The organism is Frankia sp. CcI49 (assembly GCF_001983215.1).
Classification (GTDB): Bacteria; Actinomycetota; Actinomycetes; order Frankiales; family Frankiaceae; genus Parafrankia; species Parafrankia irregularis.
This window is the reverse complement of record NZ_MOWP01000036.1, coordinates 15633-32842: the sequence shown is the minus strand read 5'-3', so window position 1 is coordinate 32842 and position 17210 is coordinate 15633. Positions and strand designations below refer to the sequence as shown.

19 protein-coding genes and 1 riboswitch are annotated in these 17210 nt (G+C 70.1%); of the genes, 8 read left to right on the top strand and 11 right to left on the bottom strand.

Annotated features, from left to right (window positions below; genetic code table 11):
- Positions 1 to 16: 16 nt before the first annotated feature.
- From glyA to mce, 3 genes are all read left to right on the top strand, one after another.
- Entirely contained in the window at positions 17 to 1279 is a 1263-nt protein-coding gene (gene glyA / locus CcI49_RS31460; protein WP_054571171.1) for a serine hydroxymethyltransferase, read from the top strand.
- Between the two features lie 521 nt (positions 1280 to 1800).
- A riboswitch (cyclic di-AMP (ydaO/yuaA leader) is annotated at positions 1801 to 2002 on the top strand.
- Positions 2003 to 2274: 272 nt separating this feature from the next.
- Positions 2275 to 3018, top strand: coding sequence for a peptidoglycan-binding protein (locus CcI49_RS31455; protein ID WP_054571170.1), 744 nt, complete (start codon positions 2275 to 2277; stop codon positions 3016 to 3018).
- A 487-nt stretch (positions 3019 to 3505) separates the two neighbouring features.
- The gene (gene mce / locus CcI49_RS31450; protein ID WP_006543187.1) at positions 3506 to 3931 is read left to right on the top strand and encodes a methylmalonyl-CoA epimerase; all 426 of its coding nucleotides are present in this window, start codon (positions 3506 to 3508) and stop codon (positions 3929 to 3931) included.
- A gap of 164 nt (positions 3932 to 4095) precedes the next feature.
- On the opposite strand, the gene CcI49_RS31445 is transcribed toward mce, so the two are convergent.
- The 5 genes from CcI49_RS31445 to CcI49_RS31425 form a co-directional block, all read right to left on the bottom strand.
- Complete coding sequence (locus CcI49_RS31445; RefSeq protein WP_054571169.1) at positions 4096 to 4446, bottom strand: hypothetical protein; 351 nt, start codon at positions 4444 to 4446, stop codon at positions 4096 to 4098.
- 35 nt (positions 4447 to 4481) lie between these two features.
- Positions 4482 to 5012: an LppP/LprE family lipoprotein gene (locus CcI49_RS31440; RefSeq protein ID WP_076832700.1), complete on the bottom strand. Its 531-nt coding sequence runs from the start codon at positions 5010 to 5012 to the stop codon at positions 4482 to 4484.
- A gap of 119 nt (positions 5013 to 5131) precedes the next feature.
- Positions 5132 to 5755 (bottom strand): DUF5134 domain-containing protein, encoded by a 624-nt coding sequence (locus CcI49_RS31435; protein ID WP_241840351.1) that lies wholly within the window; start codon positions 5753 to 5755, stop codon positions 5132 to 5134.
- 59 nt (positions 5756 to 5814) lie between these two features.
- Complete coding sequence (locus CcI49_RS31430) at positions 5815 to 6048, bottom strand: hypothetical protein (protein WP_006543191.1); 234 nt, start codon at positions 6046 to 6048, stop codon at positions 5815 to 5817.
- 281 nt (positions 6049 to 6329) lie between these two features.
- Positions 6330 to 6986, bottom strand: coding sequence for a response regulator transcription factor (locus CcI49_RS31425; protein WP_054571166.1), 657 nt, complete (start codon positions 6984 to 6986; stop codon positions 6330 to 6332).
- A gap of 180 nt (positions 6987 to 7166) precedes the next feature.
- Here CcI49_RS31425 and CcI49_RS31420 point away from each other — a divergent pair, with 180 nt between their 5' ends.
- A complete protein-coding gene (locus tag CcI49_RS31420) occupies positions 7167 to 7796 on the top strand; it encodes a response regulator (RefSeq protein ID WP_076832694.1) in 630 nt (209 codons plus the stop codon).
- Here the strand turns inward: CcI49_RS31420 and CcI49_RS31415 are convergent.
- The 3 genes from CcI49_RS31415 to CcI49_RS31405 form a co-directional block, all read right to left on the bottom strand.
- The gene (locus CcI49_RS31415) at positions 7768 to 9411 is read right to left on the bottom strand and encodes an aldehyde dehydrogenase family protein (protein ID WP_076832690.1); all 1644 of its coding nucleotides are present in this window, start codon (positions 9409 to 9411) and stop codon (positions 7768 to 7770) included. The two genes, CcI49_RS31420 and CcI49_RS31415, sit on opposite strands and share 29 nt — an antisense overlap.
- 74 nt (positions 9412 to 9485) lie before the next feature.
- Complete coding sequence (locus CcI49_RS31410; protein ID WP_054571163.1) at positions 9486 to 10265, bottom strand: enoyl-CoA hydratase; 780 nt, start codon at positions 10263 to 10265, stop codon at positions 9486 to 9488.
- 4 nt (positions 10266 to 10269) lie between these two features.
- Positions 10270 to 11361, bottom strand: coding sequence for a thiamine pyrophosphate-dependent enzyme (locus CcI49_RS31405; RefSeq protein WP_054571162.1), 1092 nt, complete (start codon positions 11359 to 11361; stop codon positions 10270 to 10272).
- Positions 11362 to 11456: 95 nt separating this feature from the next.
- Between CcI49_RS31405 and CcI49_RS31400 the strand changes: the two genes are divergently transcribed.
- Positions 11457 to 11774: a hypothetical protein gene (locus tag CcI49_RS31400; RefSeq protein WP_054571161.1), complete on the top strand. Its 318-nt coding sequence runs from the start codon at positions 11457 to 11459 to the stop codon at positions 11772 to 11774.
- Between the two features lie 215 nt (positions 11775 to 11989).
- On the opposite strand, the gene CcI49_RS31395 is transcribed toward CcI49_RS31400, so the two are convergent.
- From CcI49_RS31395 to CcI49_RS31385, 3 genes are all read right to left on the bottom strand, one after another.
- Positions 11990 to 12253 carry a UBP-type zinc finger domain-containing protein gene (locus tag CcI49_RS31395; protein WP_193209887.1) on the bottom strand — a complete coding sequence of 88 codons (264 nt, stop codon included), beginning with the start codon at positions 12251 to 12253 and terminating at the stop codon, positions 11990 to 11992.
- A 248-nt stretch (positions 12254 to 12501) separates the two neighbouring features.
- Positions 12502 to 13050 carry a GNAT family N-acetyltransferase gene (locus CcI49_RS31390; protein ID WP_054571160.1) on the bottom strand — a complete coding sequence of 183 codons (549 nt, stop codon included), beginning with the start codon at positions 13048 to 13050 and terminating at the stop codon, positions 12502 to 12504.
- Positions 13047 to 13913, bottom strand: coding sequence for a Sir2 family NAD-dependent protein deacetylase (locus tag CcI49_RS31385; RefSeq protein WP_076832682.1), 867 nt, complete (start codon positions 13911 to 13913; stop codon positions 13047 to 13049). Before CcI49_RS31385 ends, CcI49_RS31390 begins: the two co-directional genes overlap by 4 nt.
- Positions 13914 to 14053: 140 nt before the next feature.
- On the opposite strand from CcI49_RS31385, the gene CcI49_RS31380 reads away from it, so the two are divergent.
- Genes CcI49_RS31380 through CcI49_RS31370 form a run of 3 tightly spaced genes read left to right on the top strand, consistent with a single transcriptional unit; the run spans position 14054 to position 17207 of the window.
- Positions 14054 to 14320: a hypothetical protein gene (locus tag CcI49_RS31380; protein WP_076832679.1), complete on the top strand. Its 267-nt coding sequence runs from the start codon at positions 14054 to 14056 to the stop codon at positions 14318 to 14320.
- Between the two features lie 38 nt (positions 14321 to 14358).
- A complete protein-coding gene (locus CcI49_RS31375; protein ID WP_054571157.1) occupies positions 14359 to 15414 on the top strand; it encodes a hydrogenase expression protein HypE in 1056 nt (351 codons plus the stop codon).
- On the top strand, positions 15411 to 17207 hold the full coding sequence (locus CcI49_RS31370; RefSeq protein ID WP_076832675.1) for a nickel-dependent hydrogenase large subunit: 1797 nt from the start codon (positions 15411 to 15413) through the stop codon (positions 17205 to 17207). The genes CcI49_RS31375 and CcI49_RS31370 overlap by 4 nt, the downstream gene beginning before the upstream one ends.
- Positions 17208 to 17210 lie beyond the last annotated feature (3 nt).

Here is a 17210-nt window from a genome sequence, read left to right as displayed (position 1 = left end):
CCCGTTGGAGGTCCACATGCACGAGCCCGCGATGACGCACCTGGCGGCCAGCGACCCCGAGATCGCCGGCCTGGTCGAGTCCGAGGCCCAGCGCCAGTTCGAGAAGATCCGCCTGATCGCCTCCGAGAACTACGTCTCCACCGCCGTCCTCGAGGCCTCCGGCTCCGTCCTGACGAACAAGTACTCCGAGGGCTACGCCGGCAAGCGCTACTACGAGGGCCAGCAGTTCATCGACCCGGTCGAGACCCTGGCGATCGACCGGGCGAAGGCGGTGTTCGGCGTCGAGCACGCGAACGTCCAGCCGTACTCCGGCTCGCCTGCCAACCTGGCCGTCTACCTGGCGTTCCTGCAGCCGGGCGACGCCGTGATGGGCATGGGCCTGCCCTCGGGTGGCCACCTGACCCACGGCTGGACGGTGTCGGCCACCGGCCGCTGGTTCCAGGGGGTCCGGTACGGAGTACGCCAGGACACCGGGCGGGTCGACCTCGACGAGGTGCGCGACCTCGCGCTCCAGCACCGACCAAAAGTGATCTTCTGTGGTGGGACCGCGATCCCCCGCACCATCGACTTCCCCGCCTTCGCGGCGATCGCGGGCGAGATCGACGCCGTGCTCGTGGCGGACATCTCCCACATCGCCGGCCTGATCGCCGGTGGCGCCCACCCCTCGCCCGTGGGCCACGCGCCGGTCATCACCACCACCACGCACAAGACCCTGCGCGGGCCCCGCGGCGCGATGATCATGTCGGACGCGGCGCACGCGTCCGCCCTCGACAAGGCGGTGTTCCCAGGCCTGCAGGGCGGCCCGCACAACCACACGACCGCCGCCATCGCGGTCGCGCTGCGCGAAGCCACCACCCCGGACTTCCGCGAGTACGCCCACCGCGTCGTCGCGAACGCGAAGGCGCTCGCCGAGGCGCTGTCCGCCCGCGGTTTCGACCTCGTCACCGGCGGCACCGACAACCACCTGATCCTGATCGACCTGACCAGCCGTGGCGTCGCCGGCAAGCCGGCCGCGAAGGCGCTGGACCGGGCCGGTATCGAGCTCAACTACAACACCGTTCCGTTCGACCCGCGCAAGCCGTTCGACCCGTCCGGCGTCCGGCTGGGAACGGCCGCGATCACCACCCGCGGACTGCAGCCGGAGCAGATGCCGACGCTGGCGGGCTGGATCGACGAGGCCGTCAAGGCAGCGGGCGACGACGACGAGACCACCATCAGCCGCATCGCCGGCGAGGTGCGCGACCTGATGACGGCCTACCCGATGTCCGGCTGGGTCTGATCACATCGCACATCCGCTCGGGCTCGCCCGGTCCGCTGGCCGGGCGAGCCTGTTCCTGACGGCGCGGTCGACGGGAGAGCGCCCACACCGCCAGCTTGCCCGCGACGTATGGGGCGGTTCCGCGGAACCGCCCCGCCAGTCACCGTAGGACGTCGGCGAGGGCCCCACGGGGACGGGGCAGGGGTCCGGTATTCCACTCTCGCCGGAGATGCTACGCACATCACAGCCGATTCGGCGATCGCGAGCCGACAGGCCTGCCAGGGATCACTGCGGATCGGTCACCACCCTCCGCGGACGACCCGGTCACCACGCGCAGCTCAAGCAGCCGGCAGAACGCCGCATACACCACATCGGCGGCACCGGCGGTACTCGGCGGACCCCCTCCCCCTCTTCGTCGCGTACAGTGCGCATACACCAACCTGTTGTACGCATCGTGACTAGGTAGCGCCACAAAAGGGCAAAAACTGGGACTTGCGACTACCCTTAGTAGTTCGTTACGGTGTGTTGGCACCAAACAAGCGACGGGTCGTACGCCGAGTTCTGCCCTAGGCCCGTCGTCCCCTCCTAGTGACCACCAGGGCAGAAGCGGGGGAACCAGGTTCCTCCGGATGGCCACCGCACCCAGGCGGCCGTCCTCGGGGTGAAGTCGCCGCGCAGCGCGCGCCGACCGGGCTTCCCGGCCCGAACCCGACAGCTAACCTCGCAGGCGTACGGGAAGGATCTGCGTGTACGCATGCTTGGAATAGCAGCCGGGACTGCATCCGTCCCCCGGAACGCCGCCGCGGTAACGCCGCGCCCGTAACCCGGGGTTGACACCGGAGATCTGGGGCCCGCTCGGGCCCGGACAAATTTCACGCCGATAGCAGAACGCGCGTCCATTCGTGCGCCTTTTTTCGCGACCCCATTTCGTCGCGACTCATTGATCCGTGTACGGATCACTGGCGCCCGAAGACGCCCTACCCGCCTGCTCTTCAACGTAGAAACGAGATATCTTGATGTCGACCGGAAAGCACCGCAAGTCCCCCAGCGTCCGCCGCCGAGGCCGTGGTCGCTCCGCTGCTGTTGCCGCGGCGAGCGTCATCGGGGCATCCGCCGGCCTGTTCTTCACCGCGAGCCCCGCCAGCGCGGCGGTAATCTCGGACACCAGCATCGCGCAGGCGGCGAAGAACGCCGGCCTGAACTCCTGCCGCGGAATTCCGCTGAGCACCTGGGTCGCCGTCGCGCTCGCCGAGTCCGGCGGCAACACCACCGCCCACGCGACCGTCGGCGAGGACTCCCGCGGCCTGTGGCAGATCAACATGCGCGCGCATGCCAGCTGGGTCGGAAACCGCGACCTCTACGACCCGAACGTCAACGCCTGGGCCGCACGGCAGGTCTGCCAGAGCCAGGGCATCACCGCGTGGAGTGCCTACACCAACGGCATGCACACGAAGTACCTGGCTCGTGGAGCCGCAGCAGCCGCGGCCGTGGGCAACTCGGTGAGCACCACGGTGTCCACCGCGCCGTCCACCAGCGCCAACCGCGCCGTCGACTCGGGCTACATGCGGCTGGGCGTGTCCGGCCCCCGCTGGGATGTCTCCCTGGTGCAGGACCAGCTGCGTAAGCTCGGCTACCCGATCGTCGTCGACGGCTACTTCGGACCGCAGACCAACCACATGGTCATCGACTTCCAGAAGAAGCACGGCCTGGTGCCCGACGGCGTCATCGGCCCGCTCACCCACAAGGCCCTGTTCGGCTGATCGGCCGCACAACCGAATACCCGAGCGAGCGACCGATCGATCAGCTGCCCCTCGTAAGCTGATCGGAATCGTCGATCGACTCGACGCACCGTCCCCGCCGCGGGCCCCTGGACATCCAGAGGCGTCACGGCGGGGACGCCGCGTTTTCCGGCGATAAGCCGCACCCCTGGCATCGACTCGGCAGAAATGCGATCCAGCCGAGCTCCAGGCACCGTTACACGCCTTCCATTAATCACTACAGACAACACGGATCTTCTTGTGGGTCCGAGCGGGGAATTCATACCGACTGCGGTGACTGGGACCTTCCCGCACCACTCGTCATGAAACTTCGACGAGGCCCGGGGTGACGCGCGCCACAGGTCGGTGGTGACCGGGACACGGCGTACTGGATTCAGTGGACCGCAACGCCGTATCCGGGCACTCTMGGAGGCTGGGCCCGGGCCGGACGCCGCCACGGGCCGACCGTCCTACGACCAGGAGCGATGTTGTGCTGACCAGGATCGACCATGTCGGGATCGCCGTGGCCTCGCTGGAGGAGGCCATTCCTCGCTACGAGGCTGCATTCGGCCTGACGGTCGCGCATCAGGAGACCAACGAGGCGCAGGGCGTGCGCGAGGCCATGCTGCTGGTCCACAAGGGCGACACCGGCGGTTCCTACGTCCAGCTGCTGGAGCCGATCCGCGAGGACACCCCGGTCGGCAAGTTCCTGGCCAAGAAGGGGCCGGGCATCCACCACATCGCCTACGGCGTGGGTGACATCGACTCCGCGCTGGCGGCGCTCACCGTCGCCGGCTTCGACCTGGTCAACAAGACGCCCGTGCACGGCACGGCCGGCAGCCGCATCGCCTTCATGCACCCGAAGGGTGTCGGCGGTGTGCTCACCGAGTTGGTCGAGGCACCGGAAGGGCACTGACTCGGCGCCCCCGCACCGGCTGCACGCACGAGGCACCGGGCGTCGGCCATCCCGCCGACGCCCGGTGCCCCCCCCAGCCCGCAGTCCCCAGCCCGCAGTCCCCAGCCCGCAGCCCGCAGCCCGCGATCACCCGTGGGCCGTGAAGGCCCGCCCGGCTGCCATCGTCACCACAGCACCGCGATCGCCACATTGGCCACCCCGAGCCCACCTGCGGCGTGAGCCAGGGCCGCCGGCGCCTCGCGGCCGCGGGCGTTGCCCACGACGGCGATGCCGGCGACGGCCGCCGCGACGACGAGCTTGACCGCGATCTTGGCGTTGTCCACGTCCCGGTCCACGGCCCCGCTGGACGCCAGCCCCACCAGGATCATGCCTGTGACGATCTGGACGAGGGCGCCGTGCAGGATGCCGGGCGTGATGACCGGATGCGGCGAGCGGATCTGCGCGAGCCACCCTCCGACAATCATGGCCATCCCGACCAGGTGAAACACAACAACGATGTCGTAGACCACGCCCATGACGTCTTTTCTACAGGACGTAGAACATGGCCGGCTCAGCGGCGGCTCGTCGGAGCCGACCAGTCGTTGGTCGGGATCGGGTCGAGCGCCTGCACCGCGGTGCCGTTCCACCGGAAGCGCACCGTGGCCGCCCCCGCCGACGGGCAGCACATCGGATCATCAGGGCGGTACAGGTCGTACTGAAGCGCCACGGTGTCGCTCGTGGACCACACCCATCGCACGTTCGCACTCGGGACGCTGTCGGTTCCGACGAACCGGCCCTGACTGAAGAAGAACGCCTGCTGCGGATGTCCGTCCACGGATGACGTCAACCGCCCCACGATCGCGCTCAGCGCCCAGGCGGGTTCGTAGCTKCTGCTCCCCATCGGCGTGTAGCCGCGTTCCCGCACCAGCTGCACCGCCTGCGCGGGTGTCAACGCACCGGCCGGGGCGGCAGGTGTCGCGGTGCCTGATGTGACAGCCGGTGTGCTCGCCGGTGCGCTCGCCGGTGCGGCGAAACTCGCCGAAGCCGTCACGGTCAGCACTGCAGTGAAGGTCAGCACGAAGATGAGCACGATGCGCCGCATGGGTCGCCCCCTTGGCCTCGTTTCCGCCAACCGGGTGACCATAGGCGCCCGTGGCGCGCTCCGCCCGCCAGGAAGGCGATTCGCGCGCTATCGGAACAGCGCGGATCAGAACATCGCGGTCAGACGTGCCCGAGAAACATCAGCACCATCCCGCCTGACATGACAAGCCTGGTGCCACGCGGAACGACCGGATCCGGAAACGCCCTGACCAGCCAGGCGGTGATCCTGCGGGCGGATGTCCGCGCCGCCCAGCGGGCGGGCAGGCCCACCAGCGCCACCAGGCAGGCTCCGGCGAAGACGGCGACGCACCAGGCGCCGAGGGCGCCGTCGGTGCGCAGCGGCCAGCCCGCGAAACCGACCGCGCCCGACATGCACGCCATCGCCGCCGACTCGACGACGACCATGGCGCAGCATGACCAGACTCCGGGCGTCCCACAGTGCGGATGCAGCACCACCATCGCCAGCATGACGAGCGCGAGTGCCAGGTACACGGCGAAGAACGGCCACGAGCCGATGAGCCGCGGCGGGCCGACGAACATCACCGCCATCCCCGCCGCGACCAGCACGTGGGCGACTTCGATCCAGCCGTCGGCGACCATATGGCCAGCCACCGGATGGCCAGCCGCCGGATGACCCGCCGCCGGATGACCGAGCGTCAGGCGCCCGGCCGGGGTGGAGCGAAGCAGCCCGTACAGCCGCACGAGGTGAACCGCCGCCACCACCGCGGCCGCCGCGGCAGCCACGGCGGTGACCGGCCCCGGTAGCGGACCGAGCTCGGCCGCTACGGAATGAGGATGACCGGTCACCCTCCGGCGGCGATTTCGGCCGCCACCAGGGAGGTGATCCGGCCCGCGCGGGCCTCGTCGACGATGACTTCGAGCTGCTCGATGCTCATCTGGATCCGCTGGCCGAAGTCGTCCGTGAGCACAACCCTCCGGGTGGCCTCAGCCTCATGATCGATATAGAGCTCCGGGCAGCCACAGCTGCACTTGCCACAGAACGTGATGACGCGACTCAATGCTTCCGAACCGCTCACAGCACCTCCCCGCTGACACGGCAAACAGAAGATCATCTGAAGTGTAAGCCGTCGGGCCCGTCGAGCCGGGGCGTTCCGAACACCATCACATTGTCGTGACAAGGTGCCCGGCAGGCGCTCCCCGGCACAGGCCAGACGCCGCCCGACGCCGCCCGGGCGCCGCTCGCCACCACCCGGACGCCATCCGGCGCCAGACAGACGCTACTTGACCCCAGGCAACCACAGCTGGGTGCGGCGCCCGGCCGGGTGCCGCACCCAGCTGCGCCGCTCAGCTGTGCCGCTCAGCTGTGCCGTGCGGCCTCCAGCCAGGCGAGCACCGCGAGCACGCGCCTGTTCTCGGTGGGCTCCATCCGCAGGCCGAGCTTGGTGAAGATGCTGGCGATGTGGGACTCGACCGTCTTCGGGCTCAGGTGCACCTGTTGGGAGATCCCGCTGTTCGACAGCCCCTGCGCCATCAGTTCGAGGATTCGCCGTTCGCGGTCGGACAGCCCGAGCAGGCGGTGCGACTGCGGGTAGCCGGCGAGCAGGCGCGCGGCGATGTGCGAGTCGATGACGGGCTGCCCGTCCCGCAGGCGCTCGAGCGCGTCCCGCAGCGCCTGCCGGTTGGTGATGTTGTCCTTGCGCATGTAGCCGATACCGTCGGCACCGCCGGCGAAAAGGTCGGCCGCGAACGGGTCGTCGTCGTGGGCGGTGACGACGAGAATGCCCATCGACGGGTGCGCGTCGCGCAACGCGCGGGCGGTCAGCAGCCCCTCGTTGGTCCGGGTGGGCGGCATCCGCATGTCCACGATCGCGACGTCGGGAGGAGCCTCGCGCACGGCCGCGAGCAGTTCGGTGCCGGTCGGCACCGACGCCGTGACCTGGACGCCGATCGTCGTGAGCAGAACACCGAGTGCCTCTCTGATGAGCCCACTGTCCTCCGCGATCGCAACACGCACACCGGATCTTCTCACGCCGGTGCTCGCTGAGCCTTTTCCATCGTCGACTCCGACCTGCGGCACCCTGCCCGTGCACCGTGAGGTGGAAGGGCTCACTGTCCCGATCACACCGGGATAACCCCCGGACGTTCCGGGGTAGGGCCGGTAGCCGCACCGGGACGGGTCCGGTAGACCTGACCGATGCGGGTAGCGATCGCGGATGACAGCCCACATCTGCGCGCGGGGCTGCGTGCGCTCGTGGCCAGTGTCGGCGCGCAGGTCGTCGCGGTCGTCGGCCGCGGTCACGACCTCGTCGACGTCGTCACGGACGCCCCCGTCACCGAGCCGGTGGACGTCGCCCTGGTCGACATGCGGATGCCGCCGACCCTCACCGACGAGGGCCTGCGTGCCGCGCGGCAGATCAAGGCGCTGCGCCCGGCCACGGCGGTGCTGGTCTTCTCCGCTGACGACGAGGCGCCGTACGCGGCAGACCTGCTGCGTGACTCACCAGGCGGCGTCGGCTACGTCCTGAAGTCGACGATCACGAACCGCGACCAGCTGCGGTCGGTGCTGACCCGGCTGTCGGCAGGCGAGGTGGTCGTCGACAACGACGTGGCCCGCCAGCTGCTGAGCCGGCCCGGTGCCGCACCGGCGCTCGCCGTGCTGGATGACCGTCAGCGAGCCGCGCTGGTGCTCGCGGTGCAGGGGAAGGCGGTCAGCGAGCCGGTCCTGGCGGGGCTGCGCGACACGCTCGGGTTCCCGCTCGGCCTGGGCGGCACCGCTGGCCCGGTCGCCGCCGAGCTCATCGCCTGGCTGCTCGCACCCGCCTGAGCAGCCGGCCCGCCGCACCGCCGGCCGTCGTCCCAGCCGGGCTTCCGGCCATCGTCCCGGTCGCGCTGCCAGCCGTAGTCCCGGTCGCACCGTCCATCGTCGTCCCCGTAGCGCTGCCGGTCGTGGGCACGCCGCGGTGACGCACCCGCAATGCCGCCCTCAGCACGGTGGACGTCCCTGGATACGGGTCGAACCGGGTGACGTCGAGGCCCCGGACGCCCGGGCGGCGGGCGGCGACCGATCGGGGCCGGGCGAACTCGCGCAGGCCGTCAGCCCCGTGGATCCGCCCGAACCCGCTCTCGCCGCGCCCGCCGAACGGGAGGGCGGGGATCGCGGCGAAGGACAACACCGAGTTCACCGACACCATGCCCGCATCGAGGCGCCCGGCGATCTCCTCGCCCCGGGCCCGGGAGAAGACCGCCGCGCCCAGTCCGTAGCGGCTGTCGTTGGCCAGGGCGATCGCCTCGTCGACGTCGGCGACGGTCCGCACGGTCATGGTCGGGCCGAACGTCTCCTCCTGGACCGCCGCGCTGTCCTCTGGCACGTCGACCAGCACGATCGGATCGACGAACCGGCCGCGCACCGCCTGCGGCCCGCCGAGCAGGGCCGACCCGCCGCGGGCGAGCGCATCCGCGACATGGCGGCGGACGACGTCGGCCTGGCCCGGCATCGTCATCGGGCCGTAGGCGGCCTGTGGATCAGACCCGGGCCGGACGTCGGCGAGCTGGCGGCCCAGCTCGGTGAGGAAGGCGTCGCGCACACCGGCCACGACGTAGACACGTTCGACCCCGGCGCAGGTCTGCCCGGCGTTCGAGGCCGCGCCCCAGGCCACCATCCTCGCCGCGGCGGCGATGTCGGCGTCCTCGGCCACGATCGCCGCGTCCTTGCCGCCGCACTCGGCGACCACCGGGGTGAGCGTCTCCGCGCAGGTCGCGAGCACCTTCCTGGCTGTCGCGCCCGATCCGGTGAAGGCGATCTTGTCGACACCCGCCCGGCACAGGGCCGTCCCGGTCTCGCCGCCACCGGTCACCCCGACGAGGACGCCGTCGGGCAGCTCCGGGTTCGCCGCGGTGAAGCCCTCGACGAGGAGCAGGCCCAGCGCGGAGGTCAGCTCACTGGGCTTGAACACGACCGTGTTGCCCGCGGCGAGCGCGTAGGCGAGGGAACCGGCCGGGGTCAGCAGCGGGTAGTTCCACGGCCCGATCACCCCGACCACGCCGTAGGGCAGGTAGCCGACCCGCGCGGCGTAGTCGATCATCAACGCGGTGGTACGGACCCGGCGCTCGCGCAGCACCGGGCGGGCGTTGCGCGCCGCCCAGCGGATGTGTTCGCAGGTCAGCAGGAGCTCGAGGCGGGCGGCGATCGCCGGCTTGCCGTTCTCGGCGTGGACGAGGTCGACGATCTCATGCTCATGGGCGGCCAGCCAGGCCGCCCAGCGCAGCAGGGCGGCCCGCCGGCCGGCGAAGCCGGCCGCCTGCCACGCCGACCGCGCGGACCGCGCCGACCGCACGGCAGCGACCACCTCGTCGGCGGACATCACCGCGAAGGTTCCGACGACCTCGTCGGTCGCCGGGTTACGTGACTCGAACTTCGCTTCCGCTGCCTGCGCTGCCATGACGTTCCACCTTCGTCCCCACGTCCGATGGCCCTGCGTCCGGACGCACCCGCCCCGTCGTCGGGCCGCGGGCCCTATTTGCCCTGGAAGATCGGGGGGCGCTTCTCAGCTCGCGCCCGGCGGCCTTCCTGGGCGTCGTCGCTGGCCCAGCATGCCTCATAGGCGGCGGTCACGGCCGCCGACGGCCGGGCGGTCGCGTCCACGGCCTCGTTGAACGCCCGCTTCGAGTACGCGAGCGTCAACGGCGCTAGCCCGGCCAGCTCCTGGGCCCAGGCGACGGCGACGTCGAGCTCACCGGAGCGCTGCACCAGGCCGAGGTCGATCGCCCGCTGCGCCGCCACGCTCTCGCAGCCGATCACGACCGCGCGTGCCGTCCCGCCACCGGCGAGCGCGGCGAGGCGGCTGAGCGTCCACGGGTCGACCGCGAGGCCCAGCCGCGCCGTCGGAATCGCGAACGAGGCACGTTCGGCGGCCACCCGCAGGTCGGCGGCGAGGGCGAGCTGCAGACCGGCGCCGATCGCCGGGCCGTTGACGGCCGCGATCACCGGAACGGCGGCATCGGTGATGGCGTGCAGTGCCGCGTAGAGCGCCTCGGTGAACGCCTCGCCGTACACCTGGTCGAGGTCCGCGCCGGCGCAGAAGCTGGTGCCGACACCGGTGAGGACGATGGCGCGCGCGCCGGCGTCCACCGCCTGCCCGACGCCGTCGCGCAGGCCCTGGCAGTGGTCGATGTCCAGGGCGTTGCGCCGATCCGGCCGGTCGATGCGCACAATCGCGATCTTGTGGCCGGTTCCGGCGGGGCTGTCGGCGTCGGCGGACGATTCGGATCCGGCGTGGATTTCGACATCTATCACGGCGTCAACCCTCCCAGATCTGCCCTCGCTGCTCCCGCAGTAGTGAGGAGCCACCAACGAGCACGTGATCGACCAGCGACCACGGGCTCGGATCCGGCAGCGCCAGGCACTGTCGGCGCAGCGCGTCGGCGTCGGCGTCGGCCTCGGCACGCACCTGTGCGAACCAGGCCGGCTCGTGGGTGTGTGCCAGCAGCCGCTCCAGGCGGTCGATCGGGTCCCGCGCGCCCCACCAGGCGACCTCGGCCGGCTCCTGGTACCTGGTCGCGTCGTCGGACGTCGTGTGCGGTGCCATCCGGTAGGTGTTGGCCTCGACGAGCACGGGGCCCTGGCCGGAACGGGCGTGCTCAAGCGCCCAGCCGGTCACCGCATGCACGGCGAGAACGTCGTTGCCGTCGACCCGAACCCCGGGAAAGCCGAACCCCTCCGCGCGCCGCGCGAGCGGCACCGGCGACTGGCGACGGCTCGGCGTGGAGATCGCCCACTGGTTGTTCTGGCAGAAGAACACCACGGGTGCCGCGAAACTGGCCGCCCAGACGAAGGCCTCGTTGGCGTCGCCCTGACTCATCGCACCGTCGCCGAGATAGACCATCACCACCTGCGGGTCGCCATCTCGAGCGACGCCTTCGTCGATTCGCACGCCGAGGCCGTAGCCGACCGCGTGCAACGTCTGCGAGGCCAGCACCAGCACGTAGTTGGCCACCTTGTACAGCTCCGGATCCCAGCCGCCGTGCGTCACGCCACGCAGCAGCCGCAGGACCTCCACCGGCGGGATACCCCGATGCCAGGCCACCGCGTGTTCCCGGTAGCTGGGGAACAGGAAGTCGCCCGGGCGGGCGGCCGCCGCCGAGCCCACCTGCGCGGCCTCCTGGCCACGCAGCGGAATCCACAGGACCAGCTCCCCCTGCCGCTGCAGGGCTGTCGCCTCCTCGTCCAGCCGCCGGGCCCGCACCATCTCCCGGTAAAACGACTCCGTCTGGCGAGAATCCGCGCGCACCGCGAACCGCGGATCATCGACGAGCGACCCGTCCGGTGCCAGCAGCCGAACGCCCTCGTCAAACGGCGTTGCGTTCTCACCGCGTTCCGCCATCAACGACATCCGTATTCATCCCGTCTGGTCGACGACTCGTTTGCGACGCTGGAACGGAGGGGAAACCCGGGGTATCCATCACCCGACCCAGGGGGCCATCCGTCGTGTTTCAAATTCTGTGGATAGTAGTGGCAGGTCTCGTCATCGGGCTCATCGCGCGCTTCATCGCACGCGCGGCCGGGCACGGCCGGTACGACATCCCGCTCTGGCTCACCGTGGCCATCGGTATCGTCGGCGCCCTCGTCGGAAATGTCATAGCGAGCGCGATCGGGGTGCGCAACACGTCGGGTATCGACTGGATTCGCCATGTTCTTCAGATCGGCGTCGCGGTCGCCCTGGTCGCCGTCGCCGCCCCGCTGTGGGCCAGTCGCGCCAAGGCGCACGCACGCAGCGACCGTGACCGATACACCGCGCACCACTAGTCCGCCCCGCCAGGCCATGCGAGGTGCTGCGTGGCCAGCACGGCGACCCGCCCCGGGGCCGACGGCACCCACCGGTGCCCGCGGCCCCGGGGCGGCGCACGCACCTCGGCCCACGGCGGCCCGGCGGAGGTTCCACGAACCACCGGGCACCCACCGGGGCATTTCGGATGCCCAAACATCGGACGCCCTGCTTTTGGGCACGCTATCGGACACAGCTATACATAGGCCTCGTCCACGTAGCACCAACGCCAGTGCTCGCCGGGCTGGAACGAACGGACGACCGGATGGCCCTCCGTATGCGCGTGTGCGCGGGCATGTCGCAGCGGCGAGGAGTCACAACAACCCACATTGCCACAGGTGAGACACAGCCTCAGATGCACCCAGGACGAGCCGACCCGCAGACACTCGGTGCAGCCATCTGGTGTTGTCGGTACAACCGGCCGGATCATCGACAGATGAGGATCATCAGCAACGCTCACGTCCTCATTCTCCATTGAACGGCCGCTCGCCGTGAGGCGGGTTGTATCACCGCCGCGGGCAGCCTCTGGCGACACCTGATCAGTATCCCGATCAGTACACAGACACTCCCAGTTCACGGAGAATCCGACTGGACGACAGATCCAGTACCGATCGGGCGTCTCCGCCCGTCTCGCCGCCGCCGGCAGCACCGCCGCCGGCAGCACCGTCGCCAGCAGCACCGCTGCCGGCAGGCCGGGCCCACGCCAGCTCAGGCGCCGGGTGCGAGATCCTTGTCGAGGACGACGAAGACGAGATCCGTCCGGCGTGGCAGGCCGAACCGCTCGTCCCCGTAGGGGAACGGCTCGCGGCGGGAGGTGCGCCGATAGCCACGCCGCTCGTACCAGGCGATCAGATCGTCCCGCAGTGAGATCACGAGCATCTCCATCCGGGCCGCATGCCACTGCCGGCGCGCGAACTCCTCGGCGGTGGCGAGCAGCCGGTCGCCGACGCCCCTGCCCTGCAGATCCGGGCGCACGGCGAACATCCCGAAGTACGCGCCGTCGGGTCGGCGTTCCAGCTCACAGCAGGCGACGACGGCGCCCGTCGGGTCGACCGCGGCCAGTAGCCGCAGATCCGGCCGCGCGATCGCCGCCAGCACCATCGCCAGATCCGTGCGCTGGCCGTCGAGGAGGTCGGCTTCGGTGGTCCAGCCGACCCGGCTGCCCTCGCCGCGATACGCCGACTCGATCAGCTCGACCAGCGCGGCCGCGTCCTGGCTGTCGGCGACACGGACGGTGAGATCATCGACGGCGGTCATCGCGCCGCCGCGCCGGCGAGCTCGGTGGCCAGCCGCGGCAGGACCGTGCTGAGCTGCGCGTCCAGCGTGAAGGCCGCCCGGGCGTCGCCGCGGGTGGGGCCCTGGTTCACGATTCCGACCGGGATGCCCAGCTCCCCGGCCCGCAGCACGAACCGGTAGCCCGACATGACCGCCAGCGAGGATCCGAGCACCAGCAGCGCACGGGACTGCGTGAGCAGGTCGACGGCCGCGGCGAGCCGGGCCGGCGGCACGGTCGCGCCGAAGAACACGACGTCGGGCTCGAGGTCACCGTCGCAGTCAGCGCAGCCGACCACGGCGAAACCGTCGATCTCGGCCTCGGCGAGCGTGGCGTCGCCGTCCGGGTTGACCTCGGCGCCCAACGGCGAGCCCGCGACGGCTCCGCTGTCGAAACCGTGCTTGCCGAAACCGGGGTTGCGCAGCCGCAGGCGGTGGTCGAGATCGGCCCGGTCGCTGAGGACCCCGCAGCCGCGGCAGCGGACCCGCGCCAGGCTGCCGTGTAGGTCGATCACCCGCCGCGAGCCGGCGGCGCTGTGCAGGCCGTCGACGTTCTGGGTGATGACGCCGTCCACCAGTCCGGCCCCCTCCAGCGCCGCGACGGCGTGGTGGCCCGGGTTGGGGCGGGCCAGCGCGACGTGCCGCCAGCCGACGTGGCTGCGGGCCCAGTACCGGCGCCGGGACTCGGCGTCCCCGGTGAACTGCTGGTAGGTCATCGGGGTGTGCCGGCGCAGCGACCCGTTCGGGCCGCGGTAGTCCGGGATGCCGGAACCCGTCGAGATCCCCGCGCCGGTGAGCACGGCGACGCCGCCGGCCGCGACGAGATCCCGCAAGGAGGCGAAGGCCATGTCTCCGAGCGTAGGGCGCGCCGGGCGGACATCAGGCCCGGTCTGGGTGGTCATGCTCACCACGGCGCCACCGTCCCGCCGCGGCGCAGGTCGTCACGTGTCGGGTGGTGCCGCTCACATCACAGACGTACCGTTAGGCCGTGAACACGCACCGCAAGGACCATGCCGATATAGCTGGCCCAAGCGCTCCACCCTGCCACCCCGCCGGTGAACTCACCGGCGAGACGGGCCACTGCATCACCTGTTCGGACGACGCGATCGAGATGGAGATCGTCCGGCTGGAGGAGGGCGGACTGGCCGTCGCGAGGGCCGCTGCGGGGGTGGAGGAGATCAGCATCGCGCTGGTCGAGGCGCAGGCGGGCGACACCGTCCTGGTGMACGCCGGGGAGGCGATCGCCGTCGTCTGAGATCAGTGATCGGTCGACGACGGAAGGGGTGGAGATTCGTGTCCACAGTCGAGGAACCGATCCACATACTTTGGATCAACGCCGGTCTGAGCTGCGACGGGGACTCCGTCTCGCTCACCGCGGCGACGCAGCCGAGCATCGAGGACATCGTGCTCGGCGCCCTGCCGGGTCTGCCGAAGGTCAGCGTGCACTGGCCGCTCATCGACTTCGAATCCGGCCCGGAGCAGGGCGCCGACACCTTCATCGAATGGTTCCGCAAGGCTGATCACGGCGAATTGGACCCGTTCGTGCTGGTGGTCGAGGGCTCCATCCCGAACGAGGACCTCATCACCGGCGAGGGCTACTGGTGCGGTTTCGGCAACGATCCGCAGACCCACCAGCCGGTACCCACCAGCACCTGGCTGGACCGCCTTGCGCCCAAGGCACTCGCCGTGCTCGCGGCGGGAACCTGCGCGACCTACGGCGGCATCCACGCCATGGCGGGGAATCCGACCGGCGCGATGGGGGTCCCGGACTATCTGGGCTGGGACTGGAAATCGAAGGCGCAGATTCCGATCGTGTGCGTACCAGGCTGCCCGGTGCAGCCGGACAACCTCTCGGAGACGATCACCTATCTGCTTTACCAGGCCAGCGGCCAGGCTCCGATGATTCCGCTGGACGAACAGCTGCGGCCACGCTGGCTGTTCGAGGCGACCGTGCACCACGGTTGTGACCGCGCCGGCTACTACGAGGAGGGCCAGTTCACCACCGAATACGGAACCCCGCAGTGCCTGGTGAAGCTCGGCTGCTGGGGACCGGTGGTGAAGTGCAACGTCCCGAAGCGGGGCTGGATCAACGGGGTGGGCGGCTGCCCGAACGTCGGCGGCATCTGCATCGCCTGCACCATGCCCGGTTTCCCGGACCGTTTCATGCCGTTCATGGACGAACCACCCGGCGCCCATGTGTCGGCAGCGGCCAGCAGCGTGTACGGCGCGGTCATCCGCAGGCTCCGCGCCATCACGGCGCGCAAGGCCGACATCGAACCGCACTGGCGGCGCCGGGATGGCCACGCGCCCCAGCACGCCGAGGACTCGCGGGAGAAGGTGCTGGCATGACAACCACCTCGGAGCACAGGGAAACCGAAGCCCGAGGCTCTGACTCCCATCTGCTGGAGATGTCATGGGACCCGATCACCCGCATCGTGGGGAGCCTGGGCGTCTACACGAAGATCGACTGGCCGGCCCGGCGGGTCGTCGAGTGCCACAGCACGTCATCGATCTTCCGCGGCTACAGCATCTTCATGAAGGACAAGGACCCGCGGGACGCGCATTTCATCACCAGCCGGATCTGCGGTATCTGCGGTGACAACCACGCCACCTGCTCCGTCTACGCACAGAACATGGCCTACGGAGTGAAGCCACCACACCTCGGAGAATGGATCATCAATCTCGGCGAAGCCGCCGAGTACATGTTCGACCACAACATCTACCAGGAGAACCTGGTCGGTGTGGACTACTGCGAGAAGATGGTCGGCGAGACGAATCCCGAGGTGCTGGAACAGGCCCGGCGCACCGAGTCACCCAACGCGGACCAGCACGGTTACCGCACCATCGGCGACATCATGCACGCACTCAATCCCATCGAGGGCGAGTTCTACCGCGAGGCCCTGGCGATGAGCCGGGTGACTCGGGAGATGTTCTGCCTCATGGAGGGGCGCCATGTTCACCCGTCCACGCTTTATCCGGGCGGGGTGGGCACCGTCGCGTCCGTGCAGCTGTTCACCGACTACCTCACCCGGCTGATGCGCTATATCGAGTTCCTCAAGCGCGTCGTCCCCATGCACGACGACCTGTTCGACTTCTTCTACAAGGCCCTGCCGGGCTATGAGGAGGTCGGCCGGCGGCGGGTGCTGCTCGGCTGCTGGGGCTCGTTCAACGACCCGGCGCACTGCGACTTCACCTACCGGAACATGTCCGACTGGGGCCGGCACATGTTCGTCACCCCGGGCGTGATCGTCGACGGCAGGCTGGTCACCAACGACCTGGTCGACATCAACCTCGGCATCCGCATCCTGCTGGGCAGCTCGTACTACGACGACTGGGCCGACCAGCCGATGTTCGTCACGAACGACCCGCTGGGAAACCCGGTGGACCGCCACCACCCCTGGAACCAGCACACCATCCCCCATCCGGGCCGGCGCGACTTCGACGACAAGTACTCGTGGGTCATGTCCCCGCGCTGGTTCGACGGGACGGACCACCTCCCTCTCGACACCGGCGGTGGCCCGATCGCCCGGCTGTGGAGCACCGCGCTGTCCGGGCTGGTCGACATCGGCTACGTACGGGCCACCGGCAGCAGCGTCCAGATCACCCTGCCGAAGTCGGCGACGGTCGGTGAGCGGACCTTCGAGTGGATGATCCCCCGGTGGAGCAACGCCCTGGAACGCAACCGGGCACGCACCTACTTCCAGGCCTACGCGGCGGCCTGCGCGGTCTACTTCGTCGAGCAGGCCCTCGCCGAGGTCCGTGCGGGCCACACCCGGACCTGGGAGCCGTTCGACGTCCCGCAGGACGCCGTGAGCTGTGGTTTCACCGAGGCAGTACGCGGGGTGCTCTCCCATCACATGGTCATCCGGGACGGGCGCATCGCGAACTACCACCCGTACCCGCCGACGCCGTGGAACGCCAGCGTGCGCGACGTGTTCGGCACCCCCGGCCCGTACGAGGACGCGGTGCAGAACACGCCGATCTTCGAGAAGAACCCGCCGGAGTCGTTCAAGGGGATCGACATCATGCGCACGGTCCGCAGCTTCGACCCGTGCCTGCCATGCGGTGTGCACATGCACACCGGCACCGGACGAACCCTGGAGGTGCTGCACACCCCGCATGCCTTCACCCCGGCCGGATGAGCG